The 17,198-nt window shown below is 27.5% G+C and carries 18 protein-coding genes; 11 read left to right on the top strand and 7 right to left on the bottom strand.

Features of this window, described 5'->3' with window-relative positions; all coding sequences use genetic code 11:
• Positions 1-101: 101 nt before the first annotated feature.
• From CBD51_006530 to uvsE, 3 genes are read left to right on the top strand one after another with little or no spacing between them, the layout of a single operon-like run.
• Positions 102-2,078: a hypothetical protein gene (locus tag CBD51_006530; GenBank protein RPG57888.1), complete on the top strand. Its 1,977-nt coding sequence runs from the start codon at positions 102-104 to the stop codon at positions 2,076-2,078.
• A gap of 17 nt (positions 2,079-2,095) precedes the next feature.
• On the top strand, positions 2,096-2,605 hold the full coding sequence (locus tag CBD51_006525) for a hypothetical protein (protein RPG57887.1): 510 nt from the start codon (positions 2,096-2,098) through the stop codon (positions 2,603-2,605).
• Positions 2,606-2,656: 51 nt separating this feature from the next.
• Complete coding sequence (uvsE, locus tag CBD51_006520; GenBank protein ID RPG57886.1) at positions 2,657-3,559, top strand: UV DNA damage repair endonuclease UvsE; 903 nt, start codon at positions 2,657-2,659, stop codon at positions 3,557-3,559.
• Positions 3,560-3,561: 2 nt separating this feature from the next.
• On the opposite strand, the gene CBD51_006515 is transcribed toward uvsE, so the two are convergent.
• Complete coding sequence (locus CBD51_006515; protein RPG57885.1) at positions 3,562-4,209, bottom strand: SDR family oxidoreductase; 648 nt, start codon at positions 4,207-4,209, stop codon at positions 3,562-3,564.
• 96 nt (positions 4,210-4,305) lie between these two features.
• On the bottom strand, positions 4,306-5,232 hold the full coding sequence (locus CBD51_006510) for a hypothetical protein (protein RPG57884.1): 927 nt from the start codon (positions 5,230-5,232) through the stop codon (positions 4,306-4,308).
• Positions 5,233-5,362: 130 nt separating this feature from the next.
• On the opposite strand from CBD51_006510, the gene CBD51_006505 reads away from it, so the two are divergent.
• Positions 5,363-6,241 carry a MerR family transcriptional regulator gene (locus CBD51_006505; protein RPG57883.1) on the top strand — a complete coding sequence of 293 codons (879 nt, stop codon included), beginning with the start codon at positions 5,363-5,365 and terminating at the stop codon, positions 6,239-6,241.
• Between the two features lie 12 nt (positions 6,242-6,253).
• On the opposite strand, the gene CBD51_006500 is transcribed toward CBD51_006505, so the two are convergent.
• From CBD51_006500 to CBD51_006490, 3 genes are all read right to left on the bottom strand, one after another.
• Complete coding sequence (locus CBD51_006500) at positions 6,254-7,315, bottom strand: DUF21 domain-containing protein (protein ID RPG57882.1); 1,062 nt, start codon at positions 7,313-7,315, stop codon at positions 6,254-6,256.
• Positions 7,316-7,378: 63 nt separating this feature from the next.
• Positions 7,379-8,131: a HupE/UreJ family protein gene (locus CBD51_006495; GenBank protein RPG57881.1), complete on the bottom strand. Its 753-nt coding sequence runs from the start codon at positions 8,129-8,131 to the stop codon at positions 7,379-7,381.
• A gap of 49 nt (positions 8,132-8,180) precedes the next feature.
• Positions 8,181-10,337, bottom strand: coding sequence for a M3 family peptidase (locus CBD51_006490; protein ID RPG57880.1), 2,157 nt, complete (start codon positions 10,335-10,337; stop codon positions 8,181-8,183).
• 72 nt (positions 10,338-10,409) lie between these two features.
• On the opposite strand from CBD51_006490, the gene CBD51_006485 reads away from it, so the two are divergent.
• The 3 genes from CBD51_006485 to CBD51_006475 all read left to right on the top strand — a co-directional run bounded on the left by CBD51_006485 (position 10,410) and on the right by CBD51_006475 (position 13,103).
• The gene (locus CBD51_006485) at positions 10,410-11,423 is read left to right on the top strand and encodes a DUF3089 domain-containing protein (GenBank protein RPG57879.1); all 1,014 of its coding nucleotides are present in this window, start codon (positions 10,410-10,412) and stop codon (positions 11,421-11,423) included.
• Between the two features lie 116 nt (positions 11,424-11,539).
• Positions 11,540-12,529, top strand: coding sequence for a hypothetical protein (locus CBD51_006480; GenBank protein RPG57878.1), 990 nt, complete (start codon positions 11,540-11,542; stop codon positions 12,527-12,529).
• A gap of 244 nt (positions 12,530-12,773) precedes the next feature.
• On the top strand, positions 12,774-13,103 hold the full coding sequence (locus tag CBD51_006475) for a DUF805 domain-containing protein (protein RPG57877.1): 330 nt from the start codon (positions 12,774-12,776) through the stop codon (positions 13,101-13,103).
• 51 nt (positions 13,104-13,154) lie between these two features.
• Here CBD51_006475 and CBD51_006470 read toward each other — a convergent pair whose 3' ends face one another.
• Positions 13,155-14,222: a hypothetical protein gene (locus CBD51_006470; protein RPG57876.1), complete on the bottom strand. Its 1,068-nt coding sequence runs from the start codon at positions 14,220-14,222 to the stop codon at positions 13,155-13,157.
• A 39-nt stretch (positions 14,223-14,261) separates the two neighbouring features.
• Here CBD51_006470 and CBD51_006465 point away from each other — a divergent pair, with 39 nt between their 5' ends.
• Both CBD51_006465 and CBD51_006460 read left to right on the top strand, forming a co-directional pair.
• Complete coding sequence (locus CBD51_006465; GenBank protein ID RPG57875.1) at positions 14,262-15,491, top strand: M28 family peptidase; 1,230 nt, start codon at positions 14,262-14,264, stop codon at positions 15,489-15,491.
• Between the two features lie 11 nt (positions 15,492-15,502).
• Positions 15,503-16,054 (top strand): heme-binding protein, encoded by a 552-nt coding sequence (locus tag CBD51_006460; protein RPG57874.1) that lies wholly within the window; start codon positions 15,503-15,505, stop codon positions 16,052-16,054.
• Here CBD51_006460 and CBD51_006455 read toward each other — a convergent pair whose 3' ends face one another.
• Positions 16,055-16,474, bottom strand: coding sequence for a MerC domain-containing protein (locus CBD51_006455; GenBank protein RPG57889.1), 420 nt, complete (start codon positions 16,472-16,474; stop codon positions 16,055-16,057). It lies immediately after the preceding gene.
• Positions 16,475-16,565: 91 nt separating this feature from the next.
• On the opposite strand from CBD51_006455, the gene CBD51_006450 reads away from it, so the two are divergent.
• Positions 16,566-16,982 carry a transcriptional repressor gene (locus CBD51_006450; GenBank protein ID RPG57873.1) on the top strand — a complete coding sequence of 139 codons (417 nt, stop codon included), beginning with the start codon at positions 16,566-16,568 and terminating at the stop codon, positions 16,980-16,982.
• A 2-nt stretch (positions 16,983-16,984) separates the two neighbouring features.
• The coding region (locus tag CBD51_006445; GenBank protein RPG57872.1) for a hypothetical protein at positions 16,985-17,198 on the top strand (214 nt) is incomplete at its 3' end.

Below are 17,198 nucleotides of genomic sequence, written 5' to 3'. Positions count from 1 at the left end.
ATTATCTTAATAATACTTTAGATGCTTTATTTAATTTTTTTTGTTTCAAAATCTTTTGATTATTTAATAGTGATATATTTTTTTAAATTTCTTATATTAGAATGGTTATTCTAATAATTATGAAAAACATATTTTTTCTTCTATTTATTTCATATTTTTCATATGCTCAAGATTGGAATTTTCTCAGTTATTATGATGGCTCAGGAAGACATCATCCAATAACATTTTCTAATGATAGGTATGGTTATGTTATTGCGGGTCAAGACGGTGATGGAGTTTATCTAGACGACGTCTTTAGATATGATTCTATGGAAGATGTTTGGGTTCAATTATCTAATTTTCCTGGTGCTCCTCGAGGCTATTCTTACGGAGTTTCTGATAACTCTTATGCATATATGGGCTTTGGGACTAATAATAGTGGTTACCTTAATGATTGGTGGCGGTATGATTTAATTAATGATTCATGGGTCGAATTAGAACCCTTCCCATATCTTGGGAGAAATCATCCTGCAATGCTTTTATGTGATAATAAAATTTTTATTGGAATGGGAAGCATAGATAGCGAAAACTTAGGTGACTGGTGGGAATATGATATTTTAAGTAATTCTTGGACCCAAAAGGCAGATTTTACATTTGGTGATAGACATCATCCTTTTTATTTTTCTATTAATGATACACCATATGTTGGTTTTGGTCATGGTAATACTTTAAATGATAATCTTGTTATTTACAATGATTTTTATAAATATGATATTAGTTCTGATAGTTGGATACAATTAAATAATTTCCCTTCAGAAGGAAGAGTTGCAGGTACTCAATTTAGTTTTAATGGAAAAGGATACGTATTAAGTGGTGATGGTGACGATCATGGCCCATTAGATTCTGGAGAACTTTGGGAATATGACCCTGAACAAGACTTATGGACACAATTGATATCTCACCCAGGTGGTGCACGCTGGGCACCAGGCTCTTTTGTTATCAATTGCAATGTTTTTTTAACTTCAGGATTTGAAGCAGAGAGTGGAGTCTACTATAATGATTTATTATCATTACAATTAAGTGATGATTGTGGTTGTAATGATGAAGAAGCATTTAATTTTAATAGTTCTGTATCAATAAATGATTATTCTTGTTGTTATGTATCTGGATGTACTGATTCAAATTCAATTAATTATAATGATTTAGCGTGTTTTGATGACAATAGTTGTATTTCAATTGTTTTAGGTTGTAATGATATTAATGGTTCTAATTATGATCCTTTAGCAAATATATCATCTTCTTTTTCCGGTCCTGATTATATTGATTTAGGCCCCGGAGGATATCATTATAATGATTTATGGGACATGGTATTTAATTGTAATCAAACTGTTAATATTAAATCTATTGATGTATATGCAGAAATTCCATTTTCTACTCAAATTGAAATTTTAGATGCTAATGATAATCAAATTTTCTCAACAGATGTTCAATTGAATACTGGATTAAATCAAGTGGAATTGAATTTTGAAATATCAGAAGGTGATAATTATAAAATTGGAATAAATGGAAATAATGATGGACTCTATCGAAATAGTAGCGTTTCTAATAATACTTTTCCTATTAATCTTTTAAACGCAATTGAAATAGTCTCAAATACTACTGATAGTCCAGAGGATTATTATTATTATTTCTATAATTGGCAACTGGAAGTTCTTTGTGATTATATTTTAGGATGTGTTGATGATTTAGCTTGTAACTATAATGAATTTGCTGTAGATGATGATGGTTCTTGTATTTACCCTACTGAATTCTATGATTGCGAGGAAAATTGTATTAATGATTTAGATAATGACTTAATTTGTGATGAATTAGATAATTGTCCTGAAGATTACAATCCTAATCAGGAAGATTTTAATTTTGATAATGAAGGTGATGCATGTGATAGTATTGATTTAGATGAAGAAGTTGTAGAAAAGAAAGTTATTCAAATTACTGATTTGTTAGGTAGAAAAATTAATACTATTAATAAACGATCTATTTATATGTATATGTATGACAATGGAAGTATTGAGAAAAAGCAAATTTTATTTTCAAATTAATTTAAGAAATATCATTTATGATGTATGTGAAGGATTATAATTGGGGAGTCAAATATAGTTTATTATTACCAGTTAGATCTGAAAAATTATGGTCAATTATCTCTTCTCCAAACAATTTAGAGTTATTTCATCCTTTTTGTAGAAAAAATATTACTCACAAATGGCCGGGAATAGATTCTATTGATGAGATTCATTATTATAATGGACATCTTTATACAAGAAATTTTGTTAAATGGATTAATAATATTGGTTATGATTTACTTATTGTTAAGTCTCAAGAACCTAAATCTTTTGTAAGATGGAGAATCGAAGATTTAGATGATAAAAGTAAATTAACAATTACTATTTATCCTTATATATTTAATGCAAATTCAAAATGGTTTGATTTTTTACCTTTCTTTCTTATTATTAGACCTGGTTTAAATAATTATTTAAAGAATATTGGTAAGGGTTTATTACATCATATAAAAACTAATAAAAAGGTCACTAAAAATCAATTTGGTAATCATAAATGGTTTTCAAAATAATACTGTGGATTAAAATAATTCAACAAAGCTTTAAACTTAAAATATTAATTAATGAATTTAGGATATGCTTGTATAAATTTGACTTTGTCAAATAATAAACCAAAAGTCACTACAAACCGTTCAATGATTAAAAAAACTTTTTTAAATAAAGGTATTGATTACGCTAGTGAATTAGGTCTTTTAAATTGTAAGGACTTAATAAAGATATTAGAATGGAATCTTGATAACAAGATTAAATTATTTAGATTGTCATCTGAATTTTTTCCTTGGGCTTCAGAGTATAATTTAGAAGAACTTAAAGATTATATTCTAATTAAATCAATTTTATTTCAATCAGGCACCTTTGCTAAAGAGAACAATTTAAGATTGACTGCACATCCAGGTCCATTTAATGTATTAGTATCACCTAAAGAAAATGTAGTTAAAAATACTATAAATGACTTGTCCTTGCATGGCGAAATGTTTGATTTGCTAGGGTTAGATAGATCTCCTTATAATAAAATCAATATTCATTGTAATGGTGTTTATGGTGATAAGTTATCTGCGATGAAAAGATTTTGTGAAAATTTTAAAAAACTTCCAAATTCTGTCCAATCTAGACTAACTGTTGAGAATGATGATAAGTCATCTATGTACTCAGTTAAAGACTTAATGTTTATTCATGAAAAAATAGGTGTTCCAATTGTCTTTGATTTCCATCATCATAAGTTTTGTGATGGTGGTATTTCAGAAAAGGAGGCATTGAAATTAGCAGTATCAACATGGCCAAAAGGAATTAAACCTATTGTTCATTACTCTGAATCCAAGTCATTACATGAGTCGAATTCATTAATTAAACATCAAGCTCATTCAGATTATGTTAATAATCTACCATCATTGCATGGATACGATGTTGATATAATGGTTGAGGCAAAGGCAAAGGAGTTATCAATCATGCCTTTTATGACAAGGTGACCCTATCTAATATTTGAAAGACCTCCATCAACTCTTATAATTTGTCCTGTCATCCATTTTGATTTATCAGATAGAAGAAAAGAAACTACATTTGATATGTCACTAGTTTGTCCAATGCATTTTAAGGGGTGTTTTTGAGATATTTTTTCTTTTTTTATGTCAGAATTTACTAGTCTTTCTGACATTTTAGTTGAAATCAAGGACGGAGCAACACAGTTTAGTCTAATTTTTGGTGCCCATTCTGCTGCAAGGCTTTTAGTTAATGCTTCTACACTTGCTTTACACATTGATATAGATGAGTGGAATGGCATTCCAAAACTTGCAGCTATTGAACTAATAGTTACAATTGATGAGTTTTGATTGAAAGATTTTTGGTAGAATTGTAATGAATTGATTAAACCTAAAACATTTATTTCGTAGTCTTTTTGAAAGTCATTTTCATTTAAGTTTGAAAATGGTTTGAGATTAATAGTTCCTGGAAAATATACTAAGCCATCTATATTTTCTTGTATAGGAAACGTACTCTTATCTAAAATATTAAATGAACTATTACTTGAAGATAATTGTATGAATTCATATTTGGAACTATTCTCAAAAACAAATGCTTTTGAGATATCACTATTTGATCCTATGATTATTATTTTTTTCATTTTTTTCGAATTTTACTGTAGGCCCCCACATGAATTTAAATTGTAGTATTACCCCCATAACACCAAGAATAATGAGGGCCACAGTAATTATAGTTATTATTTGACAATTAATTTCTTTACAGTTTTACCAGATTGATAAATTTCAATTGAAATAGAATTATGATTGGTGTTTTTTAATTCTCTTCCATACATATCATATTTCTTAACCACATTATCATTAATCGATATGTTATTTTCAATAATGTTAGTATTTTCAGGAATTAAAACTGCGTCTATAACGTGTACTACACCATTGTCAGCTACTAAGTTAGCTACAATTACCATTGCATTATCAATCATTACACCGTTTGAATTAATTGTAACCATTAATTCAGTTCCGTTTAATGTAGGTATCATCATTCCGTTACTAAGGTCAGTTGAAAGTGCATTTCCAGAATAAACATGATGTAATAAAATATTAGCTAGTTGACCAGTTGGATCTTCTAATAATGATTCAACGGTACCTGATGGTAATGCATTAAATGCATCATCTGTAGGTGCAAATACAGTAAATGGACCATCTCCACTTAAGTCGTCAGCAAGTTCGGCAGCAATAACAGCTGCTTCTAATGTGTTGTGATTTTCAGATCCTACTATGATATCAACAACAGTTGAAGGAGGTTCTACAATTGGATTAACTATTATTGATCCTGTCATACCTTGTAGGGCATGTGAACCAACAGAGCAATCATAATTATATGTTCCAGGAATTGTAAATTCATGTGTGTAAATTGTAGCTCCCACCATACTAGTAGAAGGTGAATCAAAACTTTCTGGATTATTAAAGGGCATATTAGTAATTGAGTTTGTTTCACCATTGACATCATGAAACCCTCCGTCATTTATCCATTCGACAATATCGCCTTGATTAATTGTTATTTCGCTTGGTTCGTAATAGTAACCCCCCGCGTTAACAGTATGTGTAATTTGTGAGGTTGATATAGAAAATATTGATATTAATATAAATAGTAAATTTTTTTTCATTTTTTTTATTTTAAATTATTCTTGGTGTATAGCTTTTCTTAATAAAAGTTATACAAACATAGTAATTGTATAAGAAATAACAAAAAAAATTATACAAAAAAATAAAATTTTCTTAAATTTGTTGTTATATATGAGTTACAATATTGATCAATTTTCAAAAATTAGTGGAATAAGTAAGCTAGTTTTACGTTCCTGGGAGGGTAGACACAACTTTTTAAAGGCAAAGAGAACAAAATCAAATGTTAGAGTTTACACTGATAAATTACTTATCAAAGCGCTTAATACACAATTGCTAATAAAATCAGGTTATAGAATTTCACAAATTTCTAAAAAGACAGATTCAGAAATGGATATGTTGATTAACGATTTAAAATATATCAAATCAAGCGATCTATCCTATGATTATTTTATAAATAAGTTCATCCAATCTGGTATTAATTTTGATGCGAATTTATTCAATTTAACTTATAATGAATGTTTGCCAAATTTTAAAATTGAAGATTTTTACGTAAATATAATGCTTCCAACATTCTCTAAAATTGGTCTTTTTTGGTTGACAAATCAAATGAATCCAGCTCAGGAGCATTTTTTATCAGAAATGTTTAAACAAAAGATTTATACTATAATTAATAGTTATTATACAAAAATTAATAATGTATCCTGGTTATTATTTTTACCACCAAACGAATATCACGAAATCGGTTTGTTATTTGCTAGATTACTGTTGGTTAAGCAAGGGTTTAACGTTATTTATTTAGGGACAAATGTACCATTAGGTGGTTTAAAAAAAGTTTCTGAATTAAAAAAAATTGACAATGTGTTATTCTTTTCAATTTCTAATTTTTCCAAGGATAATTTGAATGAGACAATTGATTTTATTGATAAAAATTTTGATCAGTGTAATAATTATTTAGTTACAAATAAATATAAAATAAACGATTTAAGTAATCATAAATGTGTAACGATTATTAACAATATAAAACAGTTTATATCAATTATTTCTAAATAGTGGATTCTTAGATTATGATGATTTTTTGAAATTCTTCATTATATTTTGTTTCTTTTGTTTAATTGCCCACTTGTTTTTAGCATATTTTTGCATATCAATTACAGTATCATTTTCGTCTGTAATTTCAAGTCCAATTAATGTTTCAATAATATCTTCCATTGTAACTAACCCATCAAGTCCGCCATATTCATCGATAATTATTGATATATGTTCTTTTTTAACTAAAATTTGATCCCATAAGTTAAATAGAGTCATGCTTGATGGTATAGTTAAAATGTCTCTTTTAAATTCTTTAACTCTGATGTTGTTATTATTTTTTTCAGATAGTTTTTCTAAAATATCTTGTAAGAATACATAACCAGTAATTTTTTCATTTTGGTCTGAGTATGTTGGAATACGTGAAAAACTAAGGTATTTTTTTTTATTTTGAAATTCTTCTAAAGTCATATTTTCGTCTACGGAAGTTATGACAACTCTTGGAGTCATAATTTGTGTTACTTTAATTTTTTGGAGTCTAAGTATATTTTGAATAATTTTATTTTCATTTTCTGAAAAGACACCTTGGTCTTTACCAATATCTGCTAATGCAGCAATTTCTTCTCTACTTGTGATGTTCTCTTTTTTATTGTTTGATATAAGTTTAGTAATTTTTGTAGACAGTATTACTAAAGGGTATGTTATAAATAACATTATTTGTATTATGAATATTGTCAATTTAGCTAGACTCTTCCAATATCTTGCTCCCATAGTTTTTGGTATTATTTCAGTAATAACTAAAATCAAAATGGTTAAAATACCAGATACAGCTCCTAGAGATGCATCTCCGTATAACTTTGTTGCTTCAGCACCAACTCCAGCAGCCCCAATAGTATGAGCTACTGTATTTAAAGATAATATAGCAGATAAAGGTTTATCAATATTTGATTTAAAGTTTAGAAATGAATCTGCCCACGCTTCTTTATCTTTAATTGTTATTAGGTAAGTCTGTGGTGTCGAAAGTAATACAGATTCTGTTAGTGAGCATATAAAAGAAACAATTAATGCTAAAAATAGATAGAAAATTAGTGCACTCATATTTATTTAAAAATACAATTAAAATCTTAATTTTTGTACTTATACAAGTAGTTATACATATAATTAGATATCAAATACTCTCTCAATAAACCAAAACATCCCTATTATTCCGATTATAATTGATATAGGAACTTTAATCTTATCAATTTTATAATCCTGTCTTAATATTGATTTTGTTAATAAAAAGGCTAATATGATAATACTTAATTGACCAATTTCAACACCAATATTGAATGATAGTAATAATTGTAAAAAATTATCTTTAGGTATTCCATAATGATTTAATACAGATGCAAAACCCATTCCATGAAGTAATCCAAATACAAATACAATTAAGAATCTAAATCTGCTAGATTTTTTATATATGCAATTTTCTATTGCAATCCATACTATTGATAAAGCAATAAGTGGTTCTATTACATCTCCCTGAAGTCGAATCCAACCTATTCCGGCTAAAATTAATGTTATACTATGAGCAATTGTAAATGTAGTTACTAGAATTAGTAGTGAGCGAAATTTTAAACATGAAAAAAACAATCCTAATACAAAAAGAATATGATCCAAGCCTTTAGGTATGATATGTTGAAAACCTGACTTAATAAATATTAAGGATTTTTTTTGTAGTGACATTGCCCCCAAACGACGAATTCTTTGTCTTTTTAATGCTTCCTTATATTCTTGATAAATTTGATCATTTTCAAAATTTATTTGTCCTTGTTCAATTTCTGCAATAATAAAGTCCTCTGGATTGTGTGAAAAGGCCNTTATACTTATAAANAATAATAGATTAATGAAAATAATCTTAAAATATCTCATTTGTATTNAAGATGTTGTANAAAAGAATAAATTAAAATCATTAAATAGATTAATTCATACTATTTAATCCTCTAACCTTTAATAAGGGTTCAATTACTGGTTTTTTNCCTCTAAATTTAACNTATAGATCCATTGCCTCTTCAGTAGAACCTTTTTCATAAACATGTTCTCTTAGTCTTTTAGCNAGTTCAGGGTCAAATACATTTCCTGNTTCTTTAAATGCTTCAAATCCATCTGAATCAAGAACTGCCGAGTGCACATAGCTGTAGTATCCTGATGAGTATCCACCTGAAAAAATATGTGCAAAATAAGTGCTTCGATATCTTGGTGNAATTTCTTCAATTAATCCATATTTTTTAAGAGAATTTTTCTCAAATATATTAGTTTCTTTTAAGTCTTCATNTGAGGAGATAGTATGCCAGTCCATATCTAACAATGATGCAGCAAGGTATTCAGTATTTATAAATCCTTGATTGAACTTAGAAGCNTTTAGTATTTTTTTGATTAAATCATTAGGTATAGTTTCTTCAGTTTGATAATGTTTAGCATATGATTTAAGTATNTCTGGTTCACTTGCCCAATGCTCCAGTATTTGAGCAGGAAATTCTGTAAAATCTCTTGGTCCAGATGTACCAGCCATGCTTCCGTATGTGACGTCAGTTAAAATACCATGCATTGCATGACCAAATTCATGAAATAATGTAATTAAATTATCAAAACTTAACAGAGATGGATTGTCCCCAACTGGTACTGGAAAATTGCATACATTAACAACTATTGGTCTTTCTCTTTTATCAAGATTAGATTGTCCTTTAAANCTACTCATCCATGCTCCTCCGCGTTTATTTGATCGTGTGAAAAAATCACCGATAAAAATACCAAGATGACTACCATCTTTATCATTTACTTCCCAAATACGAGCATCTGGATGATATAAGTCAATATCAAAAATCTCGGTAAAAGTTATTCCCCAAAGCTTATTAGTAGTAGTAAAAACNCCATTTAATGCATTNTCAAGTGANAAGTATGGTTTTATNGCAGATTCATCTAAGTCATATTTTTCTTTTCGAACTTTTTCTGAGTATTGCCACCAGTCCCAAGCTGCTATTTTAAAATTATGACCTTCCGATTCTGCTACTTTTTGCATGTCAGCAACTTCTAATTTTGCTCTATTTAATGCAGGTTTCCATAGTTGAATTAACAAGTCATAAACTTCTTCAGGATTTTTAAGCATTCTTTCCTCAAGGACAAAGTGAGCATGAGTCTTGTAGCCCATAAGACTGGCTTTTTCTGCACGTAATTTTGCAATTTCTGCTGTAATATTTTTATTATCAGTNTTATTATTATTATCGCCACGCATTATATAAGAGTTATATAATTTTTCNCTTAAGTCGCGACGATTAGACTCAGTTAGGAATGGATACATACTAGTTCGATGTGGAGTAAAAACATATTTCTCTTTATATTTCTCTTTGTCTTCTTCAGTTTTTGCATTATTCATTTTTTGAATTGCAGTTTCCGATGCTGCTTTAATTACATCTTCTGATAAACCATCTAAATCAGACTTTGATAAAATAAGTTCAAAACCATTAGTTTCAGCGAGTAAGTTTTGACCAAANAANGTTGTTAGGGCAGATACTTTAGAGTTAATTTCNGTAATCTTTTCCTTTTCTTCGTCGTTTAAAAGTGAGCCACTACGTACAAATTGTTTTCGTGTATCATTTAATAACTTNAATTGTTCGTTGGTTAAATTTAAGTTTTCTTTATTTTGCCATAACTTTTCAATGCGAAGAAANAAATTATTGTTTAATACAATTTTATCATAATGTGAAGATAGTATTGGACTTAATGTACGTTGTAATTCTTGAAGTTTTGGACTAGTATTAGAGCCAACTAAGTTAAAGAAAGTTCGCTGTACTTTTGATAGTAATTTGCCAGTTCTTTCTAATTCTTCAATTGTATTACTAAATGTTGGTTCTTCTGTATTATTTAAAATTATCTCTATCTCTTTAAGGTTTTGCTCCATTCCTTTTTCAAATGCTGGCATATAATGTTCATCATTAATATATTTGAATGGCGGAACTCCAAATGGTGTGTTCCATTCTTGAAAGAATGGGTTTATATCAGGATTTATATCAATTTTCTTTACTGAATTTTGACAAGCAAATAATAAAAGAATGACTGTTGAAAATAATACTTTTTTCATATTTTAATTGTAATGTTAGTTTGTAAATATAGTTTTTTTAACTTTAGGTTTAAAGTTATATTTTCTTAAAAAATGAAAAAAATATTTTTCTGTTTTCTTATACTAAATTTCTCATGTTCTCTTCAAAAGAATCTTAACTATTCTTCTGACAGTATTGTGCCAAATAAAAATTTTGAATTTAATATACAGACAGAATTAAATTATAATGAAGATAGTAACTGGGCGTTTAGACATGATACTGATGATTTTCATGAATTGATACCTAAAAATTTTAAGTCAAAAAACGAAGAGTCTTTTCCTATTTCAGTTTTTTATATTCATCCTACATCTTTATTTTCTTCTGAAAATTGGAATGCGGACACAACTCATTTTTACAATAATCGTCTTATAAATTTATGCTTAGAAAATCAGGCATCTATTTTTGCTGGATTATCATATTTATATGCCCCTCATTATAGAGAAATGCATATTTATTCATACACAGATACAATTAATGGTATTAATGCATTTAATTTTGCCTATAATGATGTATTGTCAGCCTTTAAATATTTTTTAAGTAATATAAAAACAGAAAAATTTATTATTGCATCTCACAGCCAAGGGACAAATCATGCCAAAAAACTTATTAATGAATATATTTTTCCTGATAAAGTTTTATTGAATAGACTTCTATTAAGTTATTTAATTGGAATGGATATTTCGACTAATGAAATGTCGATAGATTTATGTAGTGAGCCTAGTCAGTTAAACTGTTTTCTCAATTGGCGCTCTTTTAATAATTTTTATTATCCAGATGATTGGGACTACGGAGAAAACTACGTGTCAGTTAATCCCATTGATTTTAATAGTAAATTTTTATGGAGCAGTAAAAAACATCATTTAGGAATTTTATTTCCAAATAAGAAAATTTTTTTTAAAAAAAGTTTATCAGTTCGTAATGAAAGAGGTTTAGTTTGGGTTAAGTTACCAAAAAATATTTTTTTCAAAAGATTTCAACGTAACTCATATCATAATGCAGATTTTAATTTATTTTGGGTAAATATTAGATATAATTTAATTAATAGACTTCAAGGTGTTGATTGGTAATCTTATTTTTTTAAATAGTCTGATAATTATTTCTATAAAAATTATACAAATTTACTATTGAATGGATTCTATTGTTTTATATATAAGGTGTATATTTAAGAAGTGAATTTTTATATATGAAAAATTTAATATTATTATTATTTCCATTATTAGTTGTATGTCAAAGTGATAAAAAATTGTATGAAAATGAGAGTATTTATACTGTTTTTTATAATGTTGAGAATCTTTTTGACACAATTAAGTCTCTTGACACAAATGACAATGAATTTCTTCCACAAAGTAAAAAAAAATGGAATACTGAAAAGTATTATTACAAATTAAATCAGCTTGAAAAAGTTTTTCGCTCTATTTCTGAAGATAATAATAATATTTTACCCGATGTTATTGGTTTATCTGAAGTAGAAAATCAAAGTGTAATTGAGGATCTGTTAAAAACAGATCTCTTTCTTAATCATAAATATACTATACTTCATAGAGATAGTCCTGATGATCGTGGAATAGATTGTGCATTATTATTTAATAATAAATTTAAAATATTAGAAAATGATTTTATTTTTGTTGACAATCCAGAATCAAATAGGTCAACTAGAGATATTGTTTATGCTAAATTAGCTTCTAAGTCTGGCAAAGTAATTAATTTTTTTGTAAATCACTGGCCATCTAGATGGGGAGGGCAAAAAGAAACAAATCATAAAAGAGTATTTGTAGCACAACTTCTTCGTGAATATATTGAAGTTCATACTTCAAAAAATGAACACAATATTATTATTGGAGATTTTAATGATTATCCTTCTAATGAAAGTTTATCAGATTTTTTAGTTAAGGACGATTTTATTAACCTAATGTCTACGAATATAGTTTCTGGTAGAGGTTCATATAATTATCGTGGTAATTGGAATTGGTTAGATCAAGTTATTATATCTAAAGACCTCTTTGATTCTAGTATATCCTCAATAACTGTAGGCGCATTTGAAAATGATTTTATGATGTATACAAATGAAAAGGGTAAAGTTTTTCCTAGTAGATCTTTTGGTGGCAATAATTGGTACGGTGGTTTTTCTGATCACCTTCCTGTTTATTGCAAAATAAGTTTTCAATCAAAGTAGTTTTAATTTTTTAATAGTAATTTGAAGTTCCATTAAAATAATCATTGTATGAAAAATATATTTGTTTTCTTTTTAATTCCTTTTTTATCATCTTCTCAAATTATATTTAATTCACAATCTATTTATGATGATGGTAGTGTAGAACATAAAATTATTATAAAATGATATAATTTAAAGAATAAGCATTCTTGTAAGGAATAGAAAATATGTTTAATTTAAAAATTCAATAACTAAATTTTTTTTTATGAATTGGTACTTAAAGGTTTTACAAAATTATGCAGTATTTAATGGTAGAGCAAGAAGAAAAGAATATTGGATGTTTGTTTTGTTTAATATGATTATTTCTTTTCTTTTTGGATTTTTAGATGGTTTTTTGGGTTTAGGTTATTTAAGTAGTATTTACAGTCTTCTTGTATTTATTCCATCTATTGCTGTAATTATAAGAAGAATACATGATGTTGGTAAAAGTGGTTGGTTTTGTTTAATTCCCATTTACAACTTGATTTTAGCACTTACACCTGGTGACGAGGGAGAAAATAAATATGGTTCTGATCCCAAGTTAATTGTAGATTAAGATAATTGTACTATTTTTTAATCAAATAAATAAACGATTTAAACTCATAACTTAATCAACCCAATCAGCTATAAATAAATTGGTGTTTCTAGTTCCATTGTTATTTCTATTTGATGAAAACACTAATTTTTTACCATCATTAGAAAACATAGGGAAGGAGTCAAATTGTGTATCAAATGTTATTTGTTTTAAATTTTTTCCATCAGTATCAATCATGTATAAGTTAAAGGGAAATCCTCTCTCTGACTTGTGGTTTGAGCAAAAAATAATTTTTTCATCTGATGGGTGAAAAAATGGTGCCCAGTTAGCTTTTCCTAAATCTGTAATTTGTTTTAATTCAGTACCATCTATATTACATGTGAATATTTCCATTTCAGTTGGTATAACTAATCCTTCTTTTAACAGCTTTTTATATTCTGAAACTTCATTTTTTGATTTTGGTCTAGAAGCTCGAAAAACTAACTTTTTACCATCATTTGAAAAGAAAGCTCCTCCGTTATAACCTAAATCATTAGTTACTTGTATTAGGTTTTTTCCGTCAATATCACATATATATAATTCAAGATCTCCAGACCTTATTGATGTGAAAACGATTTTATCGCCCTTCGGAGAAACAGTTGCTTCTGCATCATAACCTGGCTCATTAGTAAGTTGATTAGTAATATTGCCTGTTAAGTCACTAATGAATATGTCAAAGGAATTATAAATAGGCCAAACATATCTACCATCTTTTCTTTTTGGTTCTTCTGGACATAATGAATCTGCAAGATGTGTTGATGCATAAATTATAGTTGTATCACCAGGAAGAAAGTATGAACACGTTGTTCTTCCCATTCCAGTACTAATTATCTGTGGAATGTTATCTTTCATGTTGTGGTTTTTAATATCTGTAACATAAATCTGATCACATAATGCACCCCATTTTTTATTTTTTGCTTGAAAAACTAATTTAGAATCGTCAAAACTCCAATATGCTTCAGCATTATCACCACCAAATGTTAACTGTTGAATATTTTTTAAATGTACTTCTTTAGGGTATTTTAATCTATTTTCTTCAATGTGATTTTTTTGATTACAAGAGATTAATATAGATATTAAAATTATGATGTAATGTTTCATATATTTGCCTATTTAGAATTGTTCAAAATTAATAAAATAATGAAACACTATATACTTCTATTAACACTTTTATTTTTTCATTTTAGTTTTTCTCAAAATTGCAATGATGATTTTAATTTAATGACAATGAAAGAGTTGATTTATGAACTTTCTGATGATTCATATGAGGGTAGAAAAACTGGTGAATATGGTGGCAAGAAATCAGCAAAATATATAAAAAAATATTTAAAGGGTCTTTTTAAGGACTCTGATAATGTAGATATTTATTCTCAAAAATTTGATTTTTTTGTTTCAAATAATCCACACATGAAAAATAATGATGTTAAAAAAAATGCAGAAAATATTTTATGTTTTATCGATAATAAACAAAAGGAAACTATAATTATAGGAGCTCATTATGATCACTTAGGTCATGGTGATTTCGGATCTCTATATTCAGGAGATGAACATTTAATTCACAATGGTGCAGATGATAATGCAAGTGGAGTAGCCTTAGGTGTGACATTGATAAAGCTTCTTTACAGTTCAAATAAAATGTATAATTATTTATTTATTGCTTTCGATGGAGAAGAAATGGGACTTTATGGCTCTTCTTATTTTTGTAAAAATCCTACTATAGATTTGAAAAATGTTCGTTATATGATGAATTTTGATATGGTTGGGCGATTAAATAGTACTAAAGATCTTGCAATTAACGGAATTGGTACGTGCTTACATTGGGATTCATTACTTAGTAAAGTAAATTATAATAGTGAATTTAATTTAATTTTATCCGAGTCTGGAGTTGGACCGTCTGATCATAGTTCATTTTATTATCAGAATATTCCATCTATTCATTTTTTTACTGGTCAGCATTCCGATTATCATAAACCTTCTGATGATAGTGATAAAATAAATTATAATGGAATTCATGAAATTTTGTGTTTTGTTGAACAAATGGTTCAATATTCTTCATCAATTAAAAAATTTGAATTTCAGGAAACAAAAAATGAATCCAATGAAACCCTTAAATTTTCGGTTACTTTAGGAGTTATGCCTGATTATTTGTTTTCTGGTGAAGGAATGAGAATTGATGGTGTTTCAAAAGATAAAACCGCATTTAATGCGGGAATTATAAAAGGAGATATTGTTGTGAAAATGGGTGAAAAAGATATTAATGATATGATTTCTTACATGGAAGCTCTCAGTCTTTTTCAAAAGGGAGATACAACTATTGTTAAGGTGTCAAGATCAGGTGAATTGATTGATTTAATTACTATTTTTAAATAGATTTGCTATTTATGATTTTACTTACAACCATATTTATTCTTTTATCAACACTGGCTTTAGAAAATAATTCAAACGACACCCATTATCATGTTATAAAAGTCATTGGTGAGATAGAAATAAGACAATATAATAAGTTGCTGTATGTTTCGTATATTCCAAAAAACGAGGTTGATAGGTCCAACTCATTTCGTAAGGTTGCAAATTTTATTTTTGGCAATAATTCAAAGAACGAAAATATTTCAATGACATCGCCTGTTGTAATGAAAACTTATAATAAATATGAGATGGCTTTTATTATGCCTTCTAATTACTCTATTGACAACCTCCCTAAAGCAAATAGTGATGAACTTAATATTTATGAGGAACCTGGTTTGGTAAAAGCATGTATTACATACTCAGGTTTTTCAAATGCAGTCAAGGAACAAAAATATATTAAGAAGTTACAATTGATTTTAAATGAAAATAGTATTGAACATAAAAGTGATTTTGAAGTGTTGATTTATAATGCTCCATATCAACTTTTAAATAGAAAAAATGAAATTACGGTTTCTGTATTACTGTAATCAATTCAGGATAGTTTTTTTTAAATTTTTATTGTTAGCACAACAATTATCTGATTTGCATTGACAATATCTTAGATTATATATATGCAAACAAGCAAGTATAATTCCTGCAGAGTATCCAAAATTTTTGTCTAAATAGACTAGTCCAAGACTTTTATTTAGTATTAAAGCAAAAAATATAAACCAGGTTATCCATAATAATCGACTAATTATTTTATTTGTTGACGTTTTTGTAGCACCCAAAATAGCAAAAAATGAAATTACAATAAATATATAATCAATTGATTGCCACCATATTGGGGTGTCTGCACAGCATGATATGGTACATGCTTGTGTGATAAAAATAAAAGGAGTTGCAAGACAATGTACTAAACACAATGTGCTTGCTAAAGAACCTATAGTGTCAGGTTTATATAATATTGATAATGAACTCACTATTGTTAGTATTTATTTTACAAAAATAATTTTATTATTGCTTGTAAAGATATAGAAATTATATAAATTTGCAACAATGTTGCGATTAGAGTTCGAAAATATAATCAAAAATCATGGATTAAGTGTTACTAAAACACGTAAAAGAGTTTTAAAGTGTTTTTTAAAATTTGATAAACCTATTAATCTTAAGACTATTAGATCGTATATTAAGCCTATTGATAGAATTACTCTTTTTAGAATTCTTTCATCATTTGAGAGTAAGGGGATTATTCACTCAATTAGACTTGATAAAAAAGATACTTTATATGCTTTATGTAAAAATACTTGCAATGATGGTAATCATAATCACAATCATATACATTTTCAATGTGAGAGCTGTGATGACGTGTCTTGTCTATTCATGGATAATTTTCCAGTCATATCACTGCCTGACTACAAATTTAACAATATAAATATTAATGTTTCTGGCATTTGTCAGTCTTGTTCTTCTTAATTATGAGTATAAAATTTCAATTATTTTCTCTTTTTTTATTCACTAATACTTTATTTGCTTTATCACAAATTGAAGCGGTAGTAGTTGATATTGAAAATAATCCTCTTGAAGATGTTGAGGTATTTTTTGTAGATCAAAATTTATTACTTAAAACAAATGAAAACGGGGTATTTATAATTGAAAGTAGTTTGCCTGATAATAGTTATTTAGAATTAT

It is taken from the genome of Flavobacteriales bacterium TMED191, assembly GCA_002171975.2.
In the GTDB taxonomy this organism is placed as follows: Bacteria; Bacteroidota; Bacteroidia; order Flavobacteriales; family TMED113.
This window is presented reverse-complemented; position numbering and strand designations above follow the sequence as displayed.